At 56.2% G+C, this 19,076-nt stretch carries 22 protein-coding genes and 1 tRNA gene; 4 read left to right on the forward strand and 19 right to left on the reverse strand.

Annotated features, from left to right (window positions below):
- Positions 1–15: 15 nt before the first annotated feature.
- The 3 genes from SynWH8101_RS02635 to SynWH8101_RS02645 form a co-directional block, all read right to left on the reverse strand.
- Complete coding sequence (locus SynWH8101_RS02635) at positions 16–534, reverse strand: phycocyanin subunit beta (protein WP_007100570.1); 519 nt, start codon at positions 532–534, stop codon at positions 16–18.
- Positions 535–826: 292 nt separating this feature from the next.
- Positions 827–1,105 (reverse strand): phycobilisome linker polypeptide, encoded by a 279-nt coding sequence (locus SynWH8101_RS02640; RefSeq protein ID WP_130128441.1) that lies wholly within the window; start codon positions 1,103–1,105, stop codon positions 827–829.
- A gap of 38 nt (positions 1,106–1,143) precedes the next feature.
- Positions 1,144–1,986, reverse strand: coding sequence for a phycobilisome rod-core linker polypeptide (locus SynWH8101_RS02645; protein WP_130128442.1), 843 nt, complete (start codon positions 1,984–1,986; stop codon positions 1,144–1,146).
- Between the two features lie 201 nt (positions 1,987–2,187).
- Between SynWH8101_RS02645 and SynWH8101_RS02650 the strand changes: the two genes are divergently transcribed.
- Positions 2,188–2,577, forward strand: a complete 390-nt coding sequence (locus tag SynWH8101_RS02650; protein WP_130128443.1) for a hypothetical protein — start codon at positions 2,188–2,190, stop codon at positions 2,575–2,577.
- 23 nt (positions 2,578–2,600) lie between these two features.
- Here the strand turns inward: SynWH8101_RS02650 and SynWH8101_RS02655 are convergent, their stop codons facing one another.
- Positions 2,601–3,194, reverse strand: a complete 594-nt coding sequence (locus SynWH8101_RS02655) for a chromophore lyase CpcT/CpeT (protein WP_130128444.1) — start codon at positions 3,192–3,194, stop codon at positions 2,601–2,603.
- A 4-nt stretch (positions 3,195–3,198) separates the two neighbouring features.
- Positions 3,199–3,429, reverse strand: coding sequence for a hypothetical protein (locus tag SynWH8101_RS02660; protein WP_130128445.1), 231 nt, complete (start codon positions 3,427–3,429; stop codon positions 3,199–3,201).
- Between the two features lie 215 nt (positions 3,430–3,644).
- Between SynWH8101_RS02660 and SynWH8101_RS02665 the strand changes: the two genes are divergently transcribed.
- Together SynWH8101_RS02665 and SynWH8101_RS02670 are read left to right on the forward strand one after the other, a co-directional pair.
- Positions 3,645–5,036, forward strand: coding sequence for a hypothetical protein (locus tag SynWH8101_RS02665; protein WP_130128446.1), 1,392 nt, complete (start codon positions 3,645–3,647; stop codon positions 5,034–5,036).
- Between the two features lie 100 nt (positions 5,037–5,136).
- A complete protein-coding gene (locus SynWH8101_RS02670; protein ID WP_254428020.1) occupies positions 5,137–5,781 on the forward strand; it encodes a recombinase family protein in 645 nt (214 codons plus the stop codon).
- On the opposite strand, the gene SynWH8101_RS02675 is transcribed toward SynWH8101_RS02670, so the two are convergent.
- Positions 5,775–6,305 (reverse strand): hypothetical protein, encoded by a 531-nt coding sequence (locus SynWH8101_RS02675; protein WP_130128448.1) that lies wholly within the window; start codon positions 6,303–6,305, stop codon positions 5,775–5,777. The two genes, SynWH8101_RS02670 and SynWH8101_RS02675, sit on opposite strands and share 7 nt — an antisense overlap.
- Positions 6,306–7,092: 787 nt before the next feature.
- Here SynWH8101_RS02675 and SynWH8101_RS02680 point away from each other — a divergent pair.
- Entirely contained in the window at positions 7,093–7,749 is a 657-nt protein-coding gene (locus SynWH8101_RS02680; RefSeq protein ID WP_130128449.1) for a hypothetical protein, read from the forward strand.
- Between the two features lie 439 nt (positions 7,750–8,188).
- Here the strand turns inward: SynWH8101_RS02680 and SynWH8101_RS02685 are convergent, their stop codons facing one another.
- From SynWH8101_RS02685 to psbB, 13 genes are all read right to left on the reverse strand, one after another.
- Entirely contained in the window at positions 8,189–8,938 is a 750-nt protein-coding gene (locus tag SynWH8101_RS02685; RefSeq protein WP_130128450.1) for a class I SAM-dependent methyltransferase, read from the reverse strand.
- Between the two features lie 753 nt (positions 8,939–9,691).
- On the reverse strand, positions 9,692–10,060 hold the full coding sequence (locus tag SynWH8101_RS02690) for a hypothetical protein (RefSeq protein ID WP_130128451.1): 369 nt from the start codon (positions 10,058–10,060) through the stop codon (positions 9,692–9,694).
- 17 nt (positions 10,061–10,077) lie between these two features.
- Positions 10,078–10,311, reverse strand: coding sequence for a hypothetical protein (locus SynWH8101_RS02695; RefSeq protein WP_130128452.1), 234 nt, complete (start codon positions 10,309–10,311; stop codon positions 10,078–10,080).
- 501 nt (positions 10,312–10,812) lie between these two features.
- A tRNA-Phe gene (locus SynWH8101_RS02700) sits at positions 10,813–10,885 on the reverse strand.
- Positions 10,876–11,574, reverse strand: coding sequence for a ComF family protein (locus SynWH8101_RS02705; RefSeq protein WP_174719489.1), 699 nt, complete (start codon positions 11,572–11,574; stop codon positions 10,876–10,878). Before SynWH8101_RS02705 ends, SynWH8101_RS02700 begins: the two co-directional genes overlap by 10 nt.
- Before the next feature lie 19 nt (positions 11,575–11,593).
- Complete coding sequence (locus SynWH8101_RS02710) at positions 11,594–11,869, reverse strand: DUF2470 domain-containing protein (RefSeq protein WP_130128453.1); 276 nt, start codon at positions 11,867–11,869, stop codon at positions 11,594–11,596.
- A 152-nt stretch (positions 11,870–12,021) separates the two neighbouring features.
- Entirely contained in the window at positions 12,022–13,296 is a 1,275-nt protein-coding gene (locus tag SynWH8101_RS02715) for an FGGY-family carbohydrate kinase (protein WP_130128454.1), read from the reverse strand.
- Positions 13,297–13,305: 9 nt separating this feature from the next.
- Positions 13,306–14,565: a methionine adenosyltransferase gene (metK, locus tag SynWH8101_RS02720; RefSeq protein ID WP_130128455.1), complete on the reverse strand. Its 1,260-nt coding sequence runs from the start codon at positions 14,563–14,565 to the stop codon at positions 13,306–13,308.
- Positions 14,566–14,604: 39 nt separating this feature from the next.
- On the reverse strand, positions 14,605–15,375 hold the full coding sequence (locus tag SynWH8101_RS02725) for an HAD family hydrolase (RefSeq protein WP_130128456.1): 771 nt from the start codon (positions 15,373–15,375) through the stop codon (positions 14,605–14,607).
- 22 nt (positions 15,376–15,397) lie between these two features.
- Positions 15,398–16,507, reverse strand: coding sequence for a 30S ribosomal protein S1 (locus tag SynWH8101_RS02730; protein ID WP_130128457.1), 1,110 nt, complete (start codon positions 16,505–16,507; stop codon positions 15,398–15,400).
- Between the two features lie 117 nt (positions 16,508–16,624).
- Positions 16,625–17,098 carry a transcriptional regulator NrdR gene (nrdR, locus tag SynWH8101_RS02735; protein ID WP_038000825.1) on the reverse strand — a complete coding sequence of 158 codons (474 nt, stop codon included), beginning with the start codon at positions 17,096–17,098 and terminating at the stop codon, positions 16,625–16,627.
- Between the two features lie 116 nt (positions 17,099–17,214).
- The gene (locus tag SynWH8101_RS02740; RefSeq protein WP_006042122.1) at positions 17,215–17,310 is read right to left on the reverse strand and encodes a photosystem II reaction center protein T; all 96 of its coding nucleotides are present in this window, start codon (positions 17,308–17,310) and stop codon (positions 17,215–17,217) included.
- A gap of 21 nt (positions 17,311–17,331) precedes the next feature.
- Positions 17,332–18,891, reverse strand: a complete 1,560-nt coding sequence (psbB, locus tag SynWH8101_RS02745) for a photosystem II chlorophyll-binding protein CP47 (protein ID WP_130128458.1) — start codon at positions 18,889–18,891, stop codon at positions 17,332–17,334.
- Between the last annotated feature and the right edge of the window lie 185 nt (positions 18,892–19,076).

Here is a 19,076-nt window from a genome sequence, read left to right on the forward strand (position 1 = left end):
ATCGGCGCAGCCGGATCAGGCGACAGCAGCGGCAGCGCGGTCGAAGTAGGTGCCGATTTCAGACATCAGAGCGGAGCAGTCACCAGCGGTGATGCCGTTCTTGTCGTTGGCGATAGCGATGGCCGCGTCCTTCATCTTGCGAACGCCTTCAGCGACGGAAGCGCCAGGAACGCCCAGGGCCAGGTAGGTCTCACGCAGGCCATTGAGGCAACGGTCTTCCAGCACGGAAGCGTCGCCGGTGAAGGCGGCGTAGGTGACGTAGCGGAGGATGATCTCCATGTCGCGCAGGCAGGCAGCCATGCGGCGGTGGGTGTAAGCGTTACCACCGGGGGCGATCAGGGCGGGCTGCTGAGCGAACAGTTCGCGAGCGGCGTTGGTGACGATGGACGAAGCGTTGGAGGTGATGCGGTTCACGGCATCCATACGCTTGTTGCTGTCAGCAACCATGGCAGCCAGAGCATCGATCTGGCCGGCGTTGATGAATTCGCCACGGGCGTCAGCCTGGGCAACAACCTTGGTGAAGGCGTCGAACATTGAGAAAGCTCCTGTTCTCGACGAGGGGTCGGGAGTGGTTGGGGGTTGAGAGCCAAGTCGTGAGGGCCTGGATCCCTGGCAGGGAGCGGGATGCCGATGGCTACCGCTCGTGCTCGCCGATTATTCTTCAAGAAGATGAGAACCCGGCGCGAGCCTTTTAACAAAAGGTCATTCCGTCGCCGATATCCCAGGCCTGGAGAGTGTTCTGCCTGTTACGGAGTGCGAGGTGTACTTGGCCTTGTCATGAAAAAAGCCCCCCGAGATGGGGGGCTGGAACATCGCGACTGAGGCGTCACCCTTCCGCCTGCTTGCGGGTGCGGCGGGCTGGTTTGGCGGCGGCGCCCTCACCGCCACCATTGGCTCCGAGGTCGCCACCGCTGACGCTGACCTCTTCGATCCGGCCCCCCAGGCGCTGGATCATGCGCATGGTTTCGTTCATGCGGGTGTAAGGAACCTGCATCACGGTGTCGGCCGTGCGGATGAAGTCGTTGTTGGCGATGCCGGTGACCTTGAAGGTGACCTGGCGACTGGAGGCGAAGCCCGAGGAGCGACTGCCGGCAGAGACTTTCATGGCTTGGATGGTGAGAGGAAACAGCTGACCCTGAAATGTCAGTTCACGGTGGTGATGCTGGCGATCCGGCCGCCCTCGCGCTGAATTTGGCGCTGGGTGTCGAGCAGTTTGCTGAAGGGCACGAAACGCACGCGGTTGCTGCGCTTGTGGAGGCGGTAGTTGTTCAGACCGGTGATTTCGATCCGGAAGGTGCGCCCCTCTTCGGCGGCGCCCACGCCCTGGCGAGTCACGCCATCGGTGCCCACCTTGCGGAACACATTGCCCTTGGCATTGGGGCTGACCACCGGCACGGGGGCTTCCGCATGCACTGAAGGGTTAAGGCGCGACTGGTTCTTGCAGATGTCACCCTTCACCGAAGCGGCTACGCCGCGGCTCAGTTGCAGCATGTAGGAGAACTGCAGACCCTGCTGGCCGGCGCTGTAGTTCCAGCCGTGCAGGTAGGGCACCACCTCTTCACCGAAACGCTCCTGATATTCGGCACTGTCGATGTAGGAATCGATTTCGGCATCAAAACCCTGCTCCTGTAGGATCGTGAAGTGGTGCAGCATCTCGGCCTTGTTTTGGGGTGCCCGGCCAAGCAGATGCTTGTGGTTCAGCTCAATGAACCGATAGGGGTTGGAATTTTCAAAGAAGCGCTTGCGATACAGACCACTCTTCGCCAGTTGACGCACAAACTCGCGGGTGCTCAGGTAGCCGCGGCGGAACAGGGATTCCGGGCCTTCCAGGCGATCACTGCTCAGGATGTACTGATAGCCGAAGACCTGTTGATAGGCAGCCCGGATCAGGGCGGCGCGATCATTCTCTGAGCTGTTGGTCCAGTTTTCCTGGGCGGGCTGCGTGTAGCGCTCGATTCCCAGGTAGGACGCGTTGGCGAGTGTCATTGGCACGGGGTGACGAAGCTTGGTTGAGGCAATGGCCTGCCTCAGGCTCAAGACATGTTCGATCTGGATCCTATGGAGAGAGTCGATGACAGATCCAAGCCTTTCAGAATCGTTACAAGACCAGGGCTGGCGCTGGTGTGCGGCAGGACTGGTCTGTGCCTGAATCGCCGATACCATCCGGCGTAACACCCACCTGTGGCAATGGACGCCCTGCAAGGTCAGCAGCTGTTTCAAAGCCGCCTCTGTCAACAACTGAGCTTGCTCACGGCCGTGAGTGAGTCGTTGACCGAACGGATGCTGCAGGTGGAGTTCCGTCTTCAGGAGCTTGAGCAACAGATGCAGCGGCTCGAGGCGCCGGAGGCATCCGACTGGGAGGGTGCGGCCGCGCTACTCAGCGCCACCGAATCACGACTCAGCCGGCTTGAACGGCGACTTGGCTCGTCTGTTGTGGAGCCGCAGGCTCCGGTCTGGGACGAATCTGATCCTTTCCCGGAAGAGGAGAGCCAGGAATTCCCCGTTGATGCCATCCCTGCCGATGACATGCATCTCAATGGGGAAGAGGAGCAGGGGCTGCTGGTGGAGATGCCTTAAGCCGTTGGCGTGAGGCTTCCGCCTTATTCCAGGTTCCAGTGGCTCGGGATGTCGCTGGAGTAGTCGTCCACGCGGCGGAACTGAAACGGTCCCGCCAGTGATCCCCAGACCTGTTCATGGGTCTGAGGGTCGTGGCCGCGGTCGATCGTGCTCATGCCGGCGGCGTCGATCTCGAACTGGCTCACCAGGTAGGTGGTGCGTCCCTTGCGTTCCACCATGCAGTGGCAGCCAGGTTCCACCTCGCCACTGAAGCCATCCCCCTTCGGGCTCACCACATAGGTGCACCCTTCGAGCAGTTGCAGATCGTCGCTGCCGATGGCGGTCAGCTGGTGTGGATTCAGGGTGGCGCCCCAGAAGCGCTGCGCATCCGTGAGCGAGTGGTTGCGCACGTGCAGGGCGTCCCCCTCCTGGCGCGCTTCGAGCACCCGGATCCGGTAGGGCTCGGCCGGGGCAAGGGCGTAAGCCTGCTCAAGCAGGAGCATGCCCGCCTCCAGGTGCGGCAAGGGGCGCACCGTCACGTTGATGTGGGCGTAGAGCGGTGGATTCTCGAAGGCCTGTGCCTCGTTGGTGAAGCTCCCACAGAGCAGGCGCACCAGACGATTCAGAGGAGCAGACATGGCGTCAGAGATTGAGAAGTCTCAGGCGGAATTCGGCCACCTGGCGGGCCAGATCCGATGAGCTTTCCATGAAGGGATGCCCCTCCAGGCTGCTCATGACGGAAGCGAGTCGGGTCGTCACATCCTGATCGCCATCGACGTTGACACTGCGCTTCCAGGCCTCGTCAAAGGCCATGGCGAAGCTGTCGGCGTTGTTGAACTGACGGGTGTCGTTGAGCTCTCCGAACTGAGGCATGGGAGAGAAAAAGGCATGCCAGGACCCAGATTTGAACTGGGTTCAAGACGCCGAAAACCGCCCCAAAACACCATATTCAGTGGGTTTAGCGCCGAGCAAGACCCCATATACAGGGGTGATGTGACAACTCACCTACCGCTCACCTACCATTGAGGTTTGTGATGGTTGGTGCCAAGGTCCGCCTGGTGTCGGTCATTGGTAGGTGAATCCTAGGGATGCCCAGACCCCTGCCCGAAGACTGGAAGACCCTCAACGTGGCGAGGCATCTCGGTCTAAAGGGGGCGTATCCACAGGACCTCCGCCTAAAGAGGGTCTCCAGGACCAAAAACCTTGTTGCCCAGTTCCTGCCCCCCATAGAGGACGATCCCCGTCCCAATGGCGGTAGAAGCAAAGGTGGCAAGCGACTCGCCATCTCGGCGTCCATGGGCACGGACGACCCTTGGGAGGCAGGCAAGAGAGCGATTGCCTGGGTCCAAGAGAAGCAACGTGAAAACCGTCAAATAATATCCACTCACCAGATAGAGAGAGAGTTTTTGCTGGAGAGGTATTGGGAACAATGGTTTAGCAGGGAGGTAGAAAAGACTCGTCGAAATCCTGGCAAGTGGAGGGAGAAAAAGTTGCTGTGGGAGGGCAACGAATATGGAATCAAGCATCAACCCTGGGCAAGCAAACCGCTTGACGAAATCACCGCTGGTGATATGGAAGATTATTGGGCAGTTTTGGATGCCAGAAGAGACCTTTCAAAAGGTGTCACAATGTCTGGACAGAAAGAGCAACTTCGGGCGCTTCTCAATCACTTGTTCAAGGAAGCAAGGCGAACTACACCAGAGAGATATTCGTCCCTTCGACTTCTTGAGTTTCCTCCTGTCTCAAGACAAAAAAGAGCACCAAATCACATTCCCAGTGCTGGGTGGACCCTTTTGATGAAAACCCTTGTCGACCTGACAGAGGGTGCTGTCCTTAAGGACCTCAGCAAGGTCGAATACGAGACCCTGCCTTGGACCTCAAGGAATAAAAAGAACATTAGGAACTACGTAGATTTATACGATGCTCTTCAATTCCAATGGTATTTTTATCTCCGAGCGGAGGATATGTCTCGCCTACGAAGCGAGTGGTTCAAGGACGAAGGCGATAATATCTACTGCTTTCTTGAAGACACGAAGGGGAATCGAGAGCAAAAGTCAACCAGGGCGTTTCGACCTCAGCACTACATGACGATTAAGCGAATTTTAAAGAGGCGACCAAATGGTTATTTAATTTTGCCATGGGTTGACCGCCAGCAACATAGAGAGGCGGAAAGCAATTGCCTTGAAACTCTCAATGGTTTACTGAAAGACGCTGTATCAATCTGCCTGCCAGATTTTAACTTGGGCAAAAAACCATGGACTTGCATGAGGCATACCTCATTACGCTTGACGCTTGAGGAAGTGCCATTACTTGGAACTGACCGGTGGATTCATCAGTTTGCCGAAAATGCTCACACTAGCGCCAAGATGCTTAGAGAAACATATCTACGTTTTATTGATAGAGATAATCTTATTGAGCAGGTTAAAGACCAATTCACGCCAAGCGAGTGGCAAATGGTCAAAAGAGTTCAGTCTGATTGATTTTTCTAATAGCAAATCAACTTGACTGGGCAAGAGCGCTGAAGTCGAGTATTCTGTCCTGATTCAAACGGACGTATCAAAATAGGACATGAGGCGTTATTTGCTCTACCTCCGTGTCTCATCTCAAGACCAAGGACGTAGCGGTCTTGGTCTTGAGGCACAGCAGCGGGACATCGACCTGTTTCTGGAGAACTACGCCGACACCCCCTACGAGGTCATCGAGCGGTTTGTGGAAATCCAGAGCGGGAAGGACGACGACCGCCCCCTTTTGGATACCGCTATCACCATGGCGAAGAATCAAGGTGCCGTGCTCGTTGTGAGCAAGTTGGATCGCCTGTCCAGGCGGGTCTCCTTCATTGCCACACTGATGGAGGACAAGTCGCTGGAGTTCAAGGTTGCCCAGATGCCCTTTGCTGATAAGTTCCAACTCCATATCTATGCCTGCCTGGCGGAGCAGGAACGGGACTTCATATCTCAACGAACCAAGGCAGCACTGGCAGCAGCAAAGGCAAGAGGCACAAAACTGGGTGCTCCCGTAATTCACCTGGAGAAACTGGCGAAAGCACGGTCTGAAAAGGCGACAGCAGATGCCAGCAAAGTTGCTTCGGTCATCATGCCCCTGAAACGACAGGGGGCATCCTTAAGACAGATTTGTGATGCTCTCAACCACAGCGGTGTCAAAACCCAGAGGGGAGGGAAGTTTCACCCTTCGCTCGTCTCCAGGATGCTCAAGCGTATTCAGTGAGGACTCGATCCGTATTTTCGCTGGTAGTTGAGCGCTTTTCTCTTTTGCTCGGCAAGGCGGTATGCCTGACGACGCTTCTCTTTCTCGCTCAGGAGATGCTCTTTCGCCTTTTGTGGCAATGGACAGTTCCAACCGCCACCACAAAGTTGCCCAGCGTCCCATCTTTCTTGGGCATATCCTTCAGCAACGTCAACGCCTTGAGATTTTGCCAAGAACTTGAAGGTGGTTAAAGTCGTGTCACAAGCACAGCAGTGAAACACATATCCTTCATTCCCGCCAACAGTCAAATACGCTGGTTTGTAGGATTCGTATTTCTGCTTCTTCTGTGCCCTCCAGGAGGAGCAGAAAGGGCACTTCCCCTTCCAACCATGCCTATCCCCTTTGAGTTGCTCCTGACCCGTTAGAGCGTCTTGTAGATGCCTCTCATCAATCGCTTGAATCCTGGCGAGCATCTGCGGTGTCTTGATGACCTCTAAAGAGTTTTTGTTGTGACAACGGGAATATCTGTAATTTTTTGCTGGCATATTACTGATTCAACTTAGAGGACTATTTTATATCTTTCTTGCTGATATGTCAAATGTTACGGAATGCTAACACAAAGAGGGATGGTGAGGTATTTTGTATAAATAACAGAGGTAGAGATGATAACCACTTAAAGAGTTATCTTTAAGACCCATTAGGGAACTCAAGAATCCTTTGGGTCACCACAAGAATTACACCAGAAAAACAATCAAGAGCAACCTCTTCAATCATCAATTAAAATAATCAAGAGTAATCAAATAAAAATCTACTTGAGGAAAACAACAGAAGAATACTCAAGAGAAGCATAGGAAGAAATACTCAATAGAAAATCAAAAAGAAATACTCTTCGGTTGTGGTCTTAGGTTTCAGCAACAGAAGAACATCAATTCAACTTAAGATAAAAACTATATAAATAACTACAGATAATCAATAGAGATTCTATTGGATTATTCAGTAAACCATATCAAAAGAAACATATGAATGAAACTCAAGGTAAAACTATTAGCATTTACTTTAGCGATTACGAGATTCCTTTATTAAAAAAGTTTGATGAGTTATGTCAACAAACATATTCAACAAAATCTGGATGGGTAAAAAGAAGAATTAGCGAAGAACTACGCCAAAGAAAACTACAAGGAGAAAAACTATGAAAACATTGAAAATGGATAACCTTACTTATTCAATGCTTGAAGAGTTATCCAAAAAACATAATACCAAGATGGATATGATGTTCACAGAAATGATAACCAGAGCATTTATGGAATTCAAGAGAACAGGAAAGAAAGTGTTATGACAAATAATAATAAAAGAAAAAAGACAAAACAAAATAAGAAAACCTCCACCAATACTGCCACGACAAATACATTCACTGGTGGAGAACAACAACAAGATGATTCCAAGTTGATTTATGTTGGTGGGTTAGTCGGATTTGATGAATCAGCAGTCAAACCAAAATGGACCTTGAAGCAATTTAGAGAAAAAGCAAAAGATACTTTACTCAACACAAATCGAGATATGCTGTATGAATCTCCATCATTACCACTCCAAGAGATTCTTCAAGAACTCTTAGAAGAAGAAGTTGAAGAAATCCTCAGCAAAGAATGGGTTTCGTTGCCAGAAACTTTTGAATTATTACTGGAAGAGAATACGTTTTACATCTACAGAACCGATACGAATGCTGTTTTGGCACGGGGAGTTCGTGGATTTGAAAATGCCAAGAAGCGTGCCAACGAACTCAGGAAGTCAAATAAACTCAAATGGAACCAAGTAAAGTTCAAATCTGAACGACGGAGAAGTGATTTTGGCGTCAGCAATTCTGGCAAAACATACACAGATTCATCTGGCAACCGAACAAAAGTCCAATACGCCAGAAACTACAACCCATCAAAGCGAAGACATTTTCGTGGTGGTATCAATAGTGATGGCACGTCGTTTGATATTGATTAAAACAAAGGAGAAAACTAATGACAGTAAATATACGAGAAAGGAATCAACAACTGGTAGATTACTTAATCAAAGAGAGAGACAAAATTGAAAAATCATCCGATTTCAGGATTGACCCAGATTTACGAGCAACCTATCAGTTCATCACTGAGAGGATTTCTCAACTCAAAATGGAGCAATTCAAAGAGAAATACGAGGTTTTTGAGGAGCAACTCAGCAAGGTGTTAAATCTTTGAGAATCAAATAGCATTTGTTTTTAGCAATCCAACAGTTCCAACAATCTTCCAGCATCATCAACTAAACGGTGACGCTTTTTTGTTGTCTTGACACGATTCATGGCAACACGATAAGCGTCCACTTGGTTCTGCTTGGTCTGATAGTGATGCCAGTTACCGTTTTGGTCTTGCCATTCAATGTTGATGCTTGCCACACAGGTATATGCTTACAACTTTTTGGCAATATAGAAACCATATCCATAGTATTGATGAAAAGTACTGAATAGTTCCATCTCCTTCTCTTCTGAGTCGACGATTTCCCTCGCCATCTCCGAGTGTTCGTTATGTCGTAGGAATTCAGAAAATCTTGACCTCATAGGAGCATAGTAGTTCTCCTCCCAGCATTTCTTGGGTAATGGGAAATATCCCATAATGGAAAATCCATTACTCTCCAGGATGCCCATTTTCTCGCTGGCAGTTGCTATTTCTGGGTATTCCAGATTCCAGTAGTCCTCAAGTTCTTTTGGGCGCTCTTTGGAAAACCAGGTTATCTCGGATACCGCCAGTATTCCATTGGGTTTTAGAAAGTCACGAAGGTACGAAATACCTTTGCCAAATCCCATATTGTAGATAGAACCCTCTCCCCAGATAACATCAAATTCCTCTTTGGCAAAAGGCAGGTCTTCCATGGGGCAATTACGAGTTCTTATCTTTGAGTCCAGTCCTTTTTCATTTGATTTATGGATAACTTCCACTAAGAACTCGTCAAAGATATCTATTCCCGTAACTTGGCAGTCAAGGCGTGATGCCAGAGCAATAGTGGACGCTCCAGTTCCACAACCAACATCAAGAACATTGAGACTTCCTGCTGTGTCAAGTCCTGAAAGTTTGATGGCAAGTTCGGTCTCGGAGTCTCCGCCAGGTCCCTGCCTGTAACCTTTTTTATGTAAATCAATAAGTAATTGATAATCTTCCATTGTGATTTTAGGGTGTTTTCAATCTTACTTATCTTACCCCCACAACTCCAACCCAAGACCCGCCAACGCTGCCGCCCTCCTCAAGCAGGATGAAGCAGCAACCTCAGCGGCAGGTGCTTGGGACCTGGATTCCAGCGGTTCCGAAGCAACTGCTGAGTAGTGGAGCAGATCGCCATCAGCGGTCGGAATGGTCAAACGACCAGTGACCACCACAGCACCACCAACCTCTTGAACCGATTGAACCTCCCAGCACCAACCAGGAGCACGGTGGTGGAAGTGCTAGGCGATAGTGTTCCAGGAGCAGTAGGTTAGCGTGACTCCACTTAATTGCGGCAATAGCGATACACCCTGAATCGAAAAACAAAGTCTATAGACTGGACTGTAAATTCATTGATTATTGTGCCAGGCAATATCGATTGTGAAATGCTTCTGCCAACGAATCTTTCTCGATGGGTGCCCATTTGCCCTTCCATCGCCGAAGAGAAAGGCGGCAATTCACAGCATATTCAATGTTTGCACGCACTTCTCCGCGACTGCTGATTCGATATCCAGAAATTTCTACGATGCTTCCACTGCGAGTTTTTAGTTTTGAATAGAAGTCTTTCCCTTGCCCGAAGCGACCTTCATATGAATAACCAGCAGGAATGGACTCGGTTTCTACAGGTCTGGAGAGTTGATGCTGGTGCTTAGCGCACCTTGAGACGAAAAAACCACTGGCAATTGCGATACTCGTAATCAAGATATGACCGACTTTCATGGCAATCTTGAACCGTCTTTATTTAATTGTATTCGGTCTTCTCGGTCTTTATCGAGCGAATGCTGAGGTGCCGTGAATCCTACGATAATTCCACCAATGACGAACCAGTTGAGCATTGCCTGAATCCCAATCAGAGTCAATGCTCCATACAGAACCGCGATAAGCAGGCATTGAGCGAGTAATCCAGAGATAAACTCCCTTGACTTAAAAGTGCCTAAAGTTCTCAGCATCCCAATGATAGTTGGAATGCCTAGCATGAACATGCCAAATAAAAACCATAGAATCGCAAAAGCAAGTGCTTGTGCGATTCCATATCTTGCTAGTGCGCGAGAAAAACCTAAAACAAGAATCAGGTAACCAACCATTTGCCACCATGCTCAACTTATAATTTTGAATTATAAGCGTTTCGTTGAAATCTATCGGCATCAACCGCAACCTCGATGCCCACTGCACGGGCAATGGAACCACTATGCCCACGACCCTTGCGAATCAGATCCAGTCCCTCCCCAGCGGACATGTTCTCAATGGTGCTGAAATCAGGCGGCAGCACCTCCAGGAGCAGGTCACCCAACTCAGTGGGGTCTGTGATGGCGGTGGTGGGCACCGAATCGGTCACGGCGACTGTTCCAGTGCTCCCATTGTCCTGTGAGGCGGTTTTGGTGTCCTCCCTCACTTGAGGGATAGGTTGGTTTTATGCCGATTTGGCATGAAACTGTGCTCTAGAGCGAAGTCACGAAACTTAATACTCCTCTGGTGTCGAAGGGTCACGGCACGCCTCATATTGCTTGCCCTAATTGCCTCAGGTGCTCTTGGGCGGTCGCCTCGGGTGGAAGCGCTGCCTTAGGGGGTCTGGACTATGGGAAGACCTGGGCGAAAGGAGCATTTGCCCCATGGACACGTGCCTTTCATCAAGTGGTTTCCCGATGGGGGGGGTAGGTGACTTCTGGGTCCTGTGAGCACCACCCAATGGGGCGCTGATTCACCTACCGCTCGCCTACCGCTCTTCGCCGCCTGGATTCTTGGTTGGTCCCAAGGCGAGACCTGTATTTAGCGTTGTTTTTGGCGTTTGGGTAGGGGTTTGACGCTAGGCGTGGCGCCTGTCGTCTCATATGGGAAATGCCAGGACCCAGATTTGAACTGGGGACACGGCGATTTTCAGTCGCCTGCTCTACCAACTGAGCTATCCCGGCGCGTCGTCTGCGCGACAACCAGATCTTAAATCACGACGTTCCGAGCTCGTGCTCCGGCGCGGCGTTCTTGCCAGGCACACCAGGCCAGCTACGGGCAGGTTCGCCCTGGTGAGTGCCGCCTGGGCGGCAACGGCTGTGGCACCGGTGGTGAGGATGTCATCGACGATCCAGACTCTTCCGGTCGACCGACCGACGTCTGCCGCGACGGGGGCGACGGCGTGAAACGCCTCTTGTTGGTTGCTCTGGCGTTGATGCGCGTTCAGGTGGTGTTGCCCCAGGCCGGGCCGACGGCGTTGCAGCAGCTCCAGGGTGGGGCGGTTCAGGCCCTGGCAGAGCAGAGCCGGCAGCGGATTGGCCCGACTGGTGTGTTTCCAGCTGGGGATGGGCACCAGCAGGGCATCGCTGGGAAGGTGGTCGCGGAGGTTGGCGCAAAGCGCAGCGAGGGTCTTGGCGTCGCGGCTGCGGCGCAGTTGGAGCAGCACCTGGCGCAGTGCACCGCTGTAGAGCCCGGCGGCGACCCAGGTCAGGGGAGCCCGTCCATGCAGCAGCTGGCTGCGGAGTCCCAGGCGGCGGTTGCAGGCGTCACAGGGGCGCTGCTCGTCCTGATCGTCGGTGAGCGGTTGGGTGCAGAGGGGGCAGCTGGGCTGATGAAGCAGGGTCTTGAGGCACGACGACAGGGCGGTGAGCACGGCAACGGGGACGCTGCCTTCAGGATTCCCCGCTGGCCATGGAGCGCAGCATCGCCACCAAGGTGCGGTGCGCATCCTCGCTGTCGCTCAACTCGTGATCAAAACGGATTTCCAGCTTGGCCCCATCCACCTCCAGCTCCATCGCATCCGGACGCACGGCGAGCATGGTGGCAGCTTGCGGTTCAGCGACACCTCCGTAGTGCCGGGCGTACTGGAGGACGGCCTCGGCGTGATCGGCATTCATGTGGCGACAGATGCGATCGCTGACGCTAGGGGTGAGGGGATCGGCGGCCATGGAGGTGGAAAGAGGGAGTCGTCAACCGAAGCGCTGCCACAGCAGCAGAGCCAACCGGATGCCACTGAAGGTCACGTATCCGGCCAGAACCAGAAACAGCCCAACGGCCAGGGCATCGCGGAGTTTGGCAGGCACCTGAAGCACTCGTGAACTCAGGATTCTGCCCCGGATCCAGCTCGTTTGGCGCCTGGCTTCAGAGCCTGTAGGGCGAGTCGGGCCACCCCCGCTGCCGGAGGGGCATGACAGGTGAGGATCGGGCGGCCCAGCATCCGTTCACGGATCCGGCGCCACTGGGGGTTGCGGGCCCCACCCCCGAGCGTGATCAGCCGCCGGGGCTCGGGGGCACCCAGTTGACCAAGCCGTTGCCAGCCCTGGGCTTCAATTCGCGTCAACCCCTCGAGCAACCCGTGCAAATAGAGGGCGTCACTCACCGGTCGCGGGGTAAGCACCGGCTCCAGAGTCGGATCATCCACAGGAAAGCGTTCCCCCCGGCCCGGCAGTGGACGAAACTCCAGGCCACTGCTCTGGTTGGGATCGATCTGTCGGCTCAGGGCGGCGAGGTCGATGTCGCCGAACAGTGACTGCAGCACGGCGCCGCCGGCATTGGAAGCCCCTCCGCAGAGCCAGCGCCCGCCGACCCGATGATTGGTCACTCCCGGTGCGTTGAGGGGGGCGTCCACGAACCGTTTGAGCACGATGGTGCTGCCGAGAACGGTGATGCCCTCATCGACGGCTGGGTTGGCGGTCAACACCGCTGCATTGGCGTCGGTGGTGCCGGCCACCACCTGCACCGACTCTGGACAGCCCAGGGCACGGGCGATCTGCGGCGCGATGCGGCCAAGAACACTCCCACTGGCCTCAATCTCAGGCAGGGCCTCGGCCCAGGCCTGGTCGTGGAAGGTCGCAGGCCATTCGCCGCGCTCCAGATCCCAACCCAAGCGCAGGTTGTTGCCTTCTTCGCCGAAGCGCCAGTGTTGGAGCAGCCATCCGGTGATCCAATCGGCCTGATGGCGCAGCAGGAGATGGGATTCTCTGTGGTTGCCCAGCAGCCTTAGGGCCCGGGCCAGGCTGCCACTGGCGCTTCCGGCAGGATGTTCCGGTGCGATCAGGCGGCGGAGAGTCTCCACCTGCTCCGGGCAGCTCTGCTGATAGGAGAGTGCAGGCCCTAAGGGGGTGCCATCCCGGCGGCAGGCGAGCAGAGTTCCCGATGTGCCGTCGACGGCGATGGCGGCCAGGCCGGCGCGGCGATGCCGGGGGATGGCCCGGATCAGGTCAGAGCAGGCCTGACGCCAGGCGACGGGATCGGTGAAATCGCCTGGATAGGGGGTGGCTTCGCTATGGACGAGCTCACCTTCAACACTGAGAACGGCCACCCGAACACCACTGGTGCCCAGATCGATGCCGAGCACGGTGGTGTCGGGTGGCACTGGCGGCTATCAGAGGCTGCTGCCTTGTTGCAGCCGGGAGGCTTCTGCCTGCAGGAGGGTGGCGGCTTTATCCGCCACATCCTCCCAGGGAAGCTTGAGGTCGGGGCGGCCGAAGTGGCCATAGGCCGCGGTATCGCGATAGAAACGGCCTCCGTTCAACGCCGGCATCTCCCGGAGCTTGAACTGTTCGATGATGGCGCCGGGGCGCAGATCGAAGTGCTGATTCACCAGTTCGGTGAGCTCGGCGTTCGATACCTTGCCGGTGCCGAAAGCATCGACAAGAATCGATACCGGCTTGGCGACGCCGATGGCGTAGCTCAGCTGCACTTCAGCTCGCTTGGCCAGACCGGCGGCCACCAGGCACTTAGCGACGTAGCGGGCGGCGTAGGCCGCCGAACGATCCACTTTGGTGGGATCTTTGCCGGAGAATGCACCACCGCCATGGCGGGCGTAGCCGCCGTAGGTGTCCACGATGATCTTGCGACCGGTTAGACCCGCATCCCCCTGAGGGCCTCCCACCACAAACTTCCCAGTGGGATTGACCAGATAGCGGGTGCTGTCTTTGCTGGGGCGCAGGGGGAGGTCGGCTGTCGCCGGTTCCACCACATGGGTCCAGAGATCGTCGCTGATTTTCTGGCGCACCTCCTGCTCACCACTCATGCCGGCCACCTCGGCGGTGTGCTGGGTGGAGATCAGGATGGTGTCGATCGCCACGGGCTTGTCGTTCTCATACACGACACTCACCTGCGTCTTGCCATCCGGCAGCAGGTAATCAAGGCTGCCGTTGTGGCGCACTTCGGCCAGGCGACGCGAGAGCCGGTGGGCGAGGCTGATCGGCAGGGGCATCAGCTCCGGCGTTTCGTCGCAGGCGTAGCCAAACATGATGCCCTGATCGCCGGCCCCCACCTTGTCGAGGGGATCGCCGGCGTGATCATCGGCCTCATCCACGCCCTGGGCAATGTCGGGCGATTGCTGATCCAGGGCCACCAGCACCGCGCAGCTGTTGGCATCGAAACCGCCGGCCCGGGCACCGCTGTAGCCGATGTCGCGGATCACATCCCTCACTAGATGAATGAAATCCACCTGAGCCTTGGAGGTGACTTCACCCGTGATCATGCAGAGACCGGTGTTGACCACGGTTTCGCAGGCCACCCGGCTGGCACTGTCCTGGGCGAGCAGCGCGTCGAGCACGGCATCGCTGACCTGATCACAGATCTTGTCGGGATGGCCTTCGGTGACGGATTCGGAGGTGAAGACGTAACGGCTCATGAGTTGCAGTAGCTGCGGCGACTGTAGGGGGAAGTGTTTTCACGTCAAACACTCCACCTGGAGCTCGCGCCAGTGTTGAATCAGATGCTGGTGGCCGGTGAGGCGAGGTGGTTGCTGCCATCCAGCCACGTAGCCGAGAGTCACCGCCACGCCGGCCTCCCGTGCCATGTGCAGATCGGAATCAGCGTCGCCGATCAGGGCACAACGCCGGTGGTCAAGCTGCATCTGCTTGCAGAGGCGATGCACCGCGGCGGGATCCGGCTTGCAGGGAGTGTCGTCGGCGCTCCAGATGGCGCTCACCAGGGGGTGGAGACCATGATTGTCCAGAAACCGCTCGATTCCCTGGCGCGAATCGTTGCTGATCACCGCACAGCGAACGCCCGCTGCCTGCAAGGCGTGGAGGACGCGATCGGCCTCTGGCAGCAGCGGGCTGGGCTGCTCGGCGAGGGCCTGATCAGCGAGCTGAAAGCAGGCGTCGGCCAGTCGCAAGGCCTGGGGCCAGGAGGGTTCCAGCTGGGTAACGGTGGCAGCTGTGGCGATGAGGTTGTGCTGGCGTGAGGCCACGGCCAGCAGGCCAGTAGGGGAGACCCCGGCGGCACTGATGCCATAGAGCCGTTGCAGTTGATCCACCAGCTGCTCGCAAACGCCGGCGGAGTGACCGGCCTGGCGGAATACCGTGGCAGCCGCTTGAAGTCGCTGCCGACCGAGGCCGATCAGGTGGGGTTCGCTATGAGACAGGGTGCCGTCCTTGTCGAACAGCACCCCGTCAACGTCGGCCAGGGTGATGCCGTTGAGCAGCAACCGGGCCATGAATGGAAGGCTGGACCGTTGATCAGCCCATCATGCCGTAGCCATCGTCGCCTTCCTCGGCCTGCTCCAGCAGCATCTGCTTGTAGCGGGCTGCCATCTCCTCGGCCTTTTCGAACACCTTCTGGGGATCGGTGAGCATGTCGCCCGGTTCCGGTTCGAGTGCCTTGGTAGAGAGGGAAATCCGACCCCGCTCGGCATCGAGGTCGATGATCATCACCTTCATCTGATCATTCACATTGAGCACCGAGTGCGGCGTTTCGATGTGCTCGTGGCTGATTTCGGAGATGTGCAGCAGACCGCTGACGCCACCGATGTCGATGAAGGCGCCGTAGGGCTTGATGCCGCGGACGGTGCCGATCACCACTTCGCCCACCTCCAGGCGATTCATCTTGCGCTCCACCAGGGCGCGGCGATGACTGAGCACCAGACGGTTGCGCTCCTCGTCGACTTCCAGGAACTTGAGCGGCAGGAAATCGGCGACCAGCTCTTCCTTGGGCTTGCGGGTGCTGATATGGCTGCCAGGAATGAAGCCGCGCAGGCCCTCCACCCGCACCAGGGCACCACCGCGGTTGGTGGCAAACACCTCGGAATAGATGGTGGCGTCTTCCTTCTGCAGCTGACGCACCCGCTCCCAGGCCCGCTGGTACTCAATCCGGCGGATGGAGAGAGCAAGCTGCCCGTCTTCGTTCTCCTCACTCATGATGAAGAACTCGCGCACCTCACCGGGCTGAAGCACGTCGCTCAGACCTTCCACCCGGTTGATCGACACCTCCTGCATCGGCATGAAGGCGGCGGTCTTGGCGCCGATGTCGATCATCGCCCCCTTCGATTCCAGGGCGAACACGGTGCCGTTGACGATGTCGCCCGGCTTGAAGTTGTAGTCGTACTTGCTGAGAAGCGCCGCAAACTCGTCGAGGGTGAAGCCGGCGTTATCGAGATCACGGCTGCTCGCCCGGCTGCTGGGGTCGTCGGCCGTGGGCACATCCTCCGGAATGCTCAGGTCGTTCTCGTCGAAGGCTTCATCGGCAGTCAGCACCTCAGCCTGAGCAGCGACTTGCTCGGCGGCATCGGTGAGGTTTGCAGCTGATTCGACAGCGGGGTCCTGAACCTGGTCGGTGGAGGAAACAGACATGGAGCGATGGCGGTCTGCCCGGAGACAGTGCGAAGGAATGACGTGGTGGCCCGCCGACCACAACGATCGAATCCGCCATTCTGTCAGATCGACTTGGTTGAGCCGTGGAGGGTTGCTTCAGACCGCTGCCAGCGGGGTGGCCGAGTCGTTCATGCCTTCGAGGGTCTTCACAAAATCATTGACGCCACGGAACTGCCGGTACACAGAGGCGAAGCGCACATAGGCCACTTCGCTGAGCTCCTTGAGCTGATTGAGCACCATTTCCCCGATCTCCTGGCTGCTCACCTCCCGTCCGTTGCGCTGTTGCAGGGCAAGTTCGAGATCGTCCACGATCGTTTCCAGTCGGGAGGCGGTCAGACCGGTTTTTTCGCAGGCCCGGCTGAGACCGTGAAGCAGTTTGCTGCGACTGAAACTTTCCCGGCTGCCATTCCGCTTGAGCACGGTGATCGGCATGGTTTCCACCCTTTCGTAGGTGGTGAAGCGGAACTCACAATTGAGGCACTCACGACGGCGCCGCACGCTTCTGCCGCCGTCGGCAGCACGGGACTCGAGCACCCGGCTGTCTGTGTTTTGGCAGGAAGGGCACTGCACGCCCGAGCTACTCCGAGTTCAAGGTTGTGAACCGATTGTAGACACTGTGTCCAGAGCTGGAATCACAACAAAAAAGCCCCACCGATTGGTGGGGCTTGACGTAGGAACTCTGTGGATCACTTGCCGATCTTCGGAGGATCGCGGAAGGCGATCGCGAAGAAGAGCGTGGCAATCGCCAGGGTGAGGATGAGGATGTAAGCGAAGCTTTCCATCGGGGAATCTCCTGAGGGCGATCAGCTGAGGGGGGAACCGGCCGGGGGCACGTAGCCCTCGGGAAGGCGACGGGTGGAACGGTCGCCCAGTTTTTGGAACAGACCGAACTCCACTTGTTCGCCGAGATCCGGATCGATACCGGCAAACACATCGCGATACAGGGTCCGAGCGCCGTGCCAGATGTGCCCGAAGAAGAAGAGCAGGGCGAAGGTGGCATGGCCGAAGGTGAACCAGCCGCGGGGTGAACTGCGGAAGGTGCCGTCGGAGTGGTAGGTCTCGCGGTCGAACTCAAAGGCCTCACCAAGTTGAGCCTTACGGGCCAAACGCTTCACATCGGCAGGATCCGTGAAGGTTTGGCCATCCAGGGCCCCACCGAACACCTTGGCCGTCACGCCCTGCTGCTCAAAGGAATACTTGGCTTCAGCGCGACGGAAGGGGATGTCAGCGCGAACGATGCCATCGCTGTCTTCCAGAACCACAGGGAAGTTCTCGAAGAAGTTGGGAAGACGACGCACCTGAAGATCGCGACCATCCTTATCGGTGAAGGCGATATGACCCAGCCATCCGGTGGGCAGGCCATCACCGTTCACCATCGGACCGACGCGGAACAGGCCACCCTTGGCAGGGCTGTTGCCGACGTAGTCGTAGAAGGCGAGCTTTTCAGGAATGGCTGCGAAGGCTTCCTGAGCTGAGGCGCCCTGATCCATCGCCGTCTGGACGCGACGGTTGATTTCCGTTTTGAAGTAACTCTGATCCCACTGGTAACGGGTGGGGCCGAACAGCTCGACAGGTGTTGCAGCGGAGCCGTACCACATCGTGCCAGCCACGATGAAGGCTGCGAAGAACACAGCGGCGATGGCACTGGCCAAAACCGTTTCGATGTTGCCCATCCGAAGCGCCTTGTAGAGACGCTCGGGCGGTCGGGTGGTGATGTGAAAAATGCCGGCAATGATGCCGACGATGCCGGCTGCGATGTGGTGAGCGACGATGCCACCGGGATTGAAGGGGTTGAAACCCTCTGGCCCCCAAGCCGGTTGAACCGCCTCGAGATGGCCGGTCAAGCCATAGGGATCGGAGACCCACATCCCCGGACCAAACACACCGGTGAGGTGGAAGGCGCCGAAGCCGAAGCAACCCAAGCCTGCCAAGAGCAGGTGGATGCCGAAGATTTTGGGGAGGTCAAGGGCAGGCTCGCCGGTGCGGGGGTCCTGCCAGATCTCGAGATCCCAATAGGTCCAGTGCCAGATGGCGGCAAGCATCAGCAGGCCACTGAACACGATGTGAGCCGCTGCGACACCTTCAAAGCTCCAGAAGCCAGGATCCACACCGGTTTCTCCGGTGATGCTCCAACCTCCCCAGCTGCCGGTGACGCCAAGTCGGGCCATGAAAGGCATGACGAACATGCCCTGACGCCACATCGGATTCAGTACAGGATCCGAGGGGTCGAAAATAGCGAGTTCATAAAGAGCCATCGAGCCGGCCCAGCCGGCAACGAGGGCGGTGTGCATGAGGTGCACGGCCAGAAGTCGGCCGGGGTCGTTGATGACGACGGTGTGCACCCGATACCAGGGCAATCCCATGGGTCAGGTTCGGGGGAACGAAGCTGCTGATGCAGCCAGACTTCGCGATCGTAAGGGGTGTGGTCGGTGGGACGGGGGACGCTGTCGCGAGCTGCAATGTCTGCCCATGCGCTCTTTCGGCCGTGCTAACCGCACGGATTGACTTGGTCTGGCTGCCCAAAGGGGCCCCTTGAGGGAGGTTACAA

This window comes from Synechococcus sp. WH 8101 (assembly GCF_004209775.1).
Taxonomy (GTDB): domain Bacteria; phylum Cyanobacteriota; class Cyanobacteriia; order PCC-6307; family Cyanobiaceae; genus Synechococcus_C.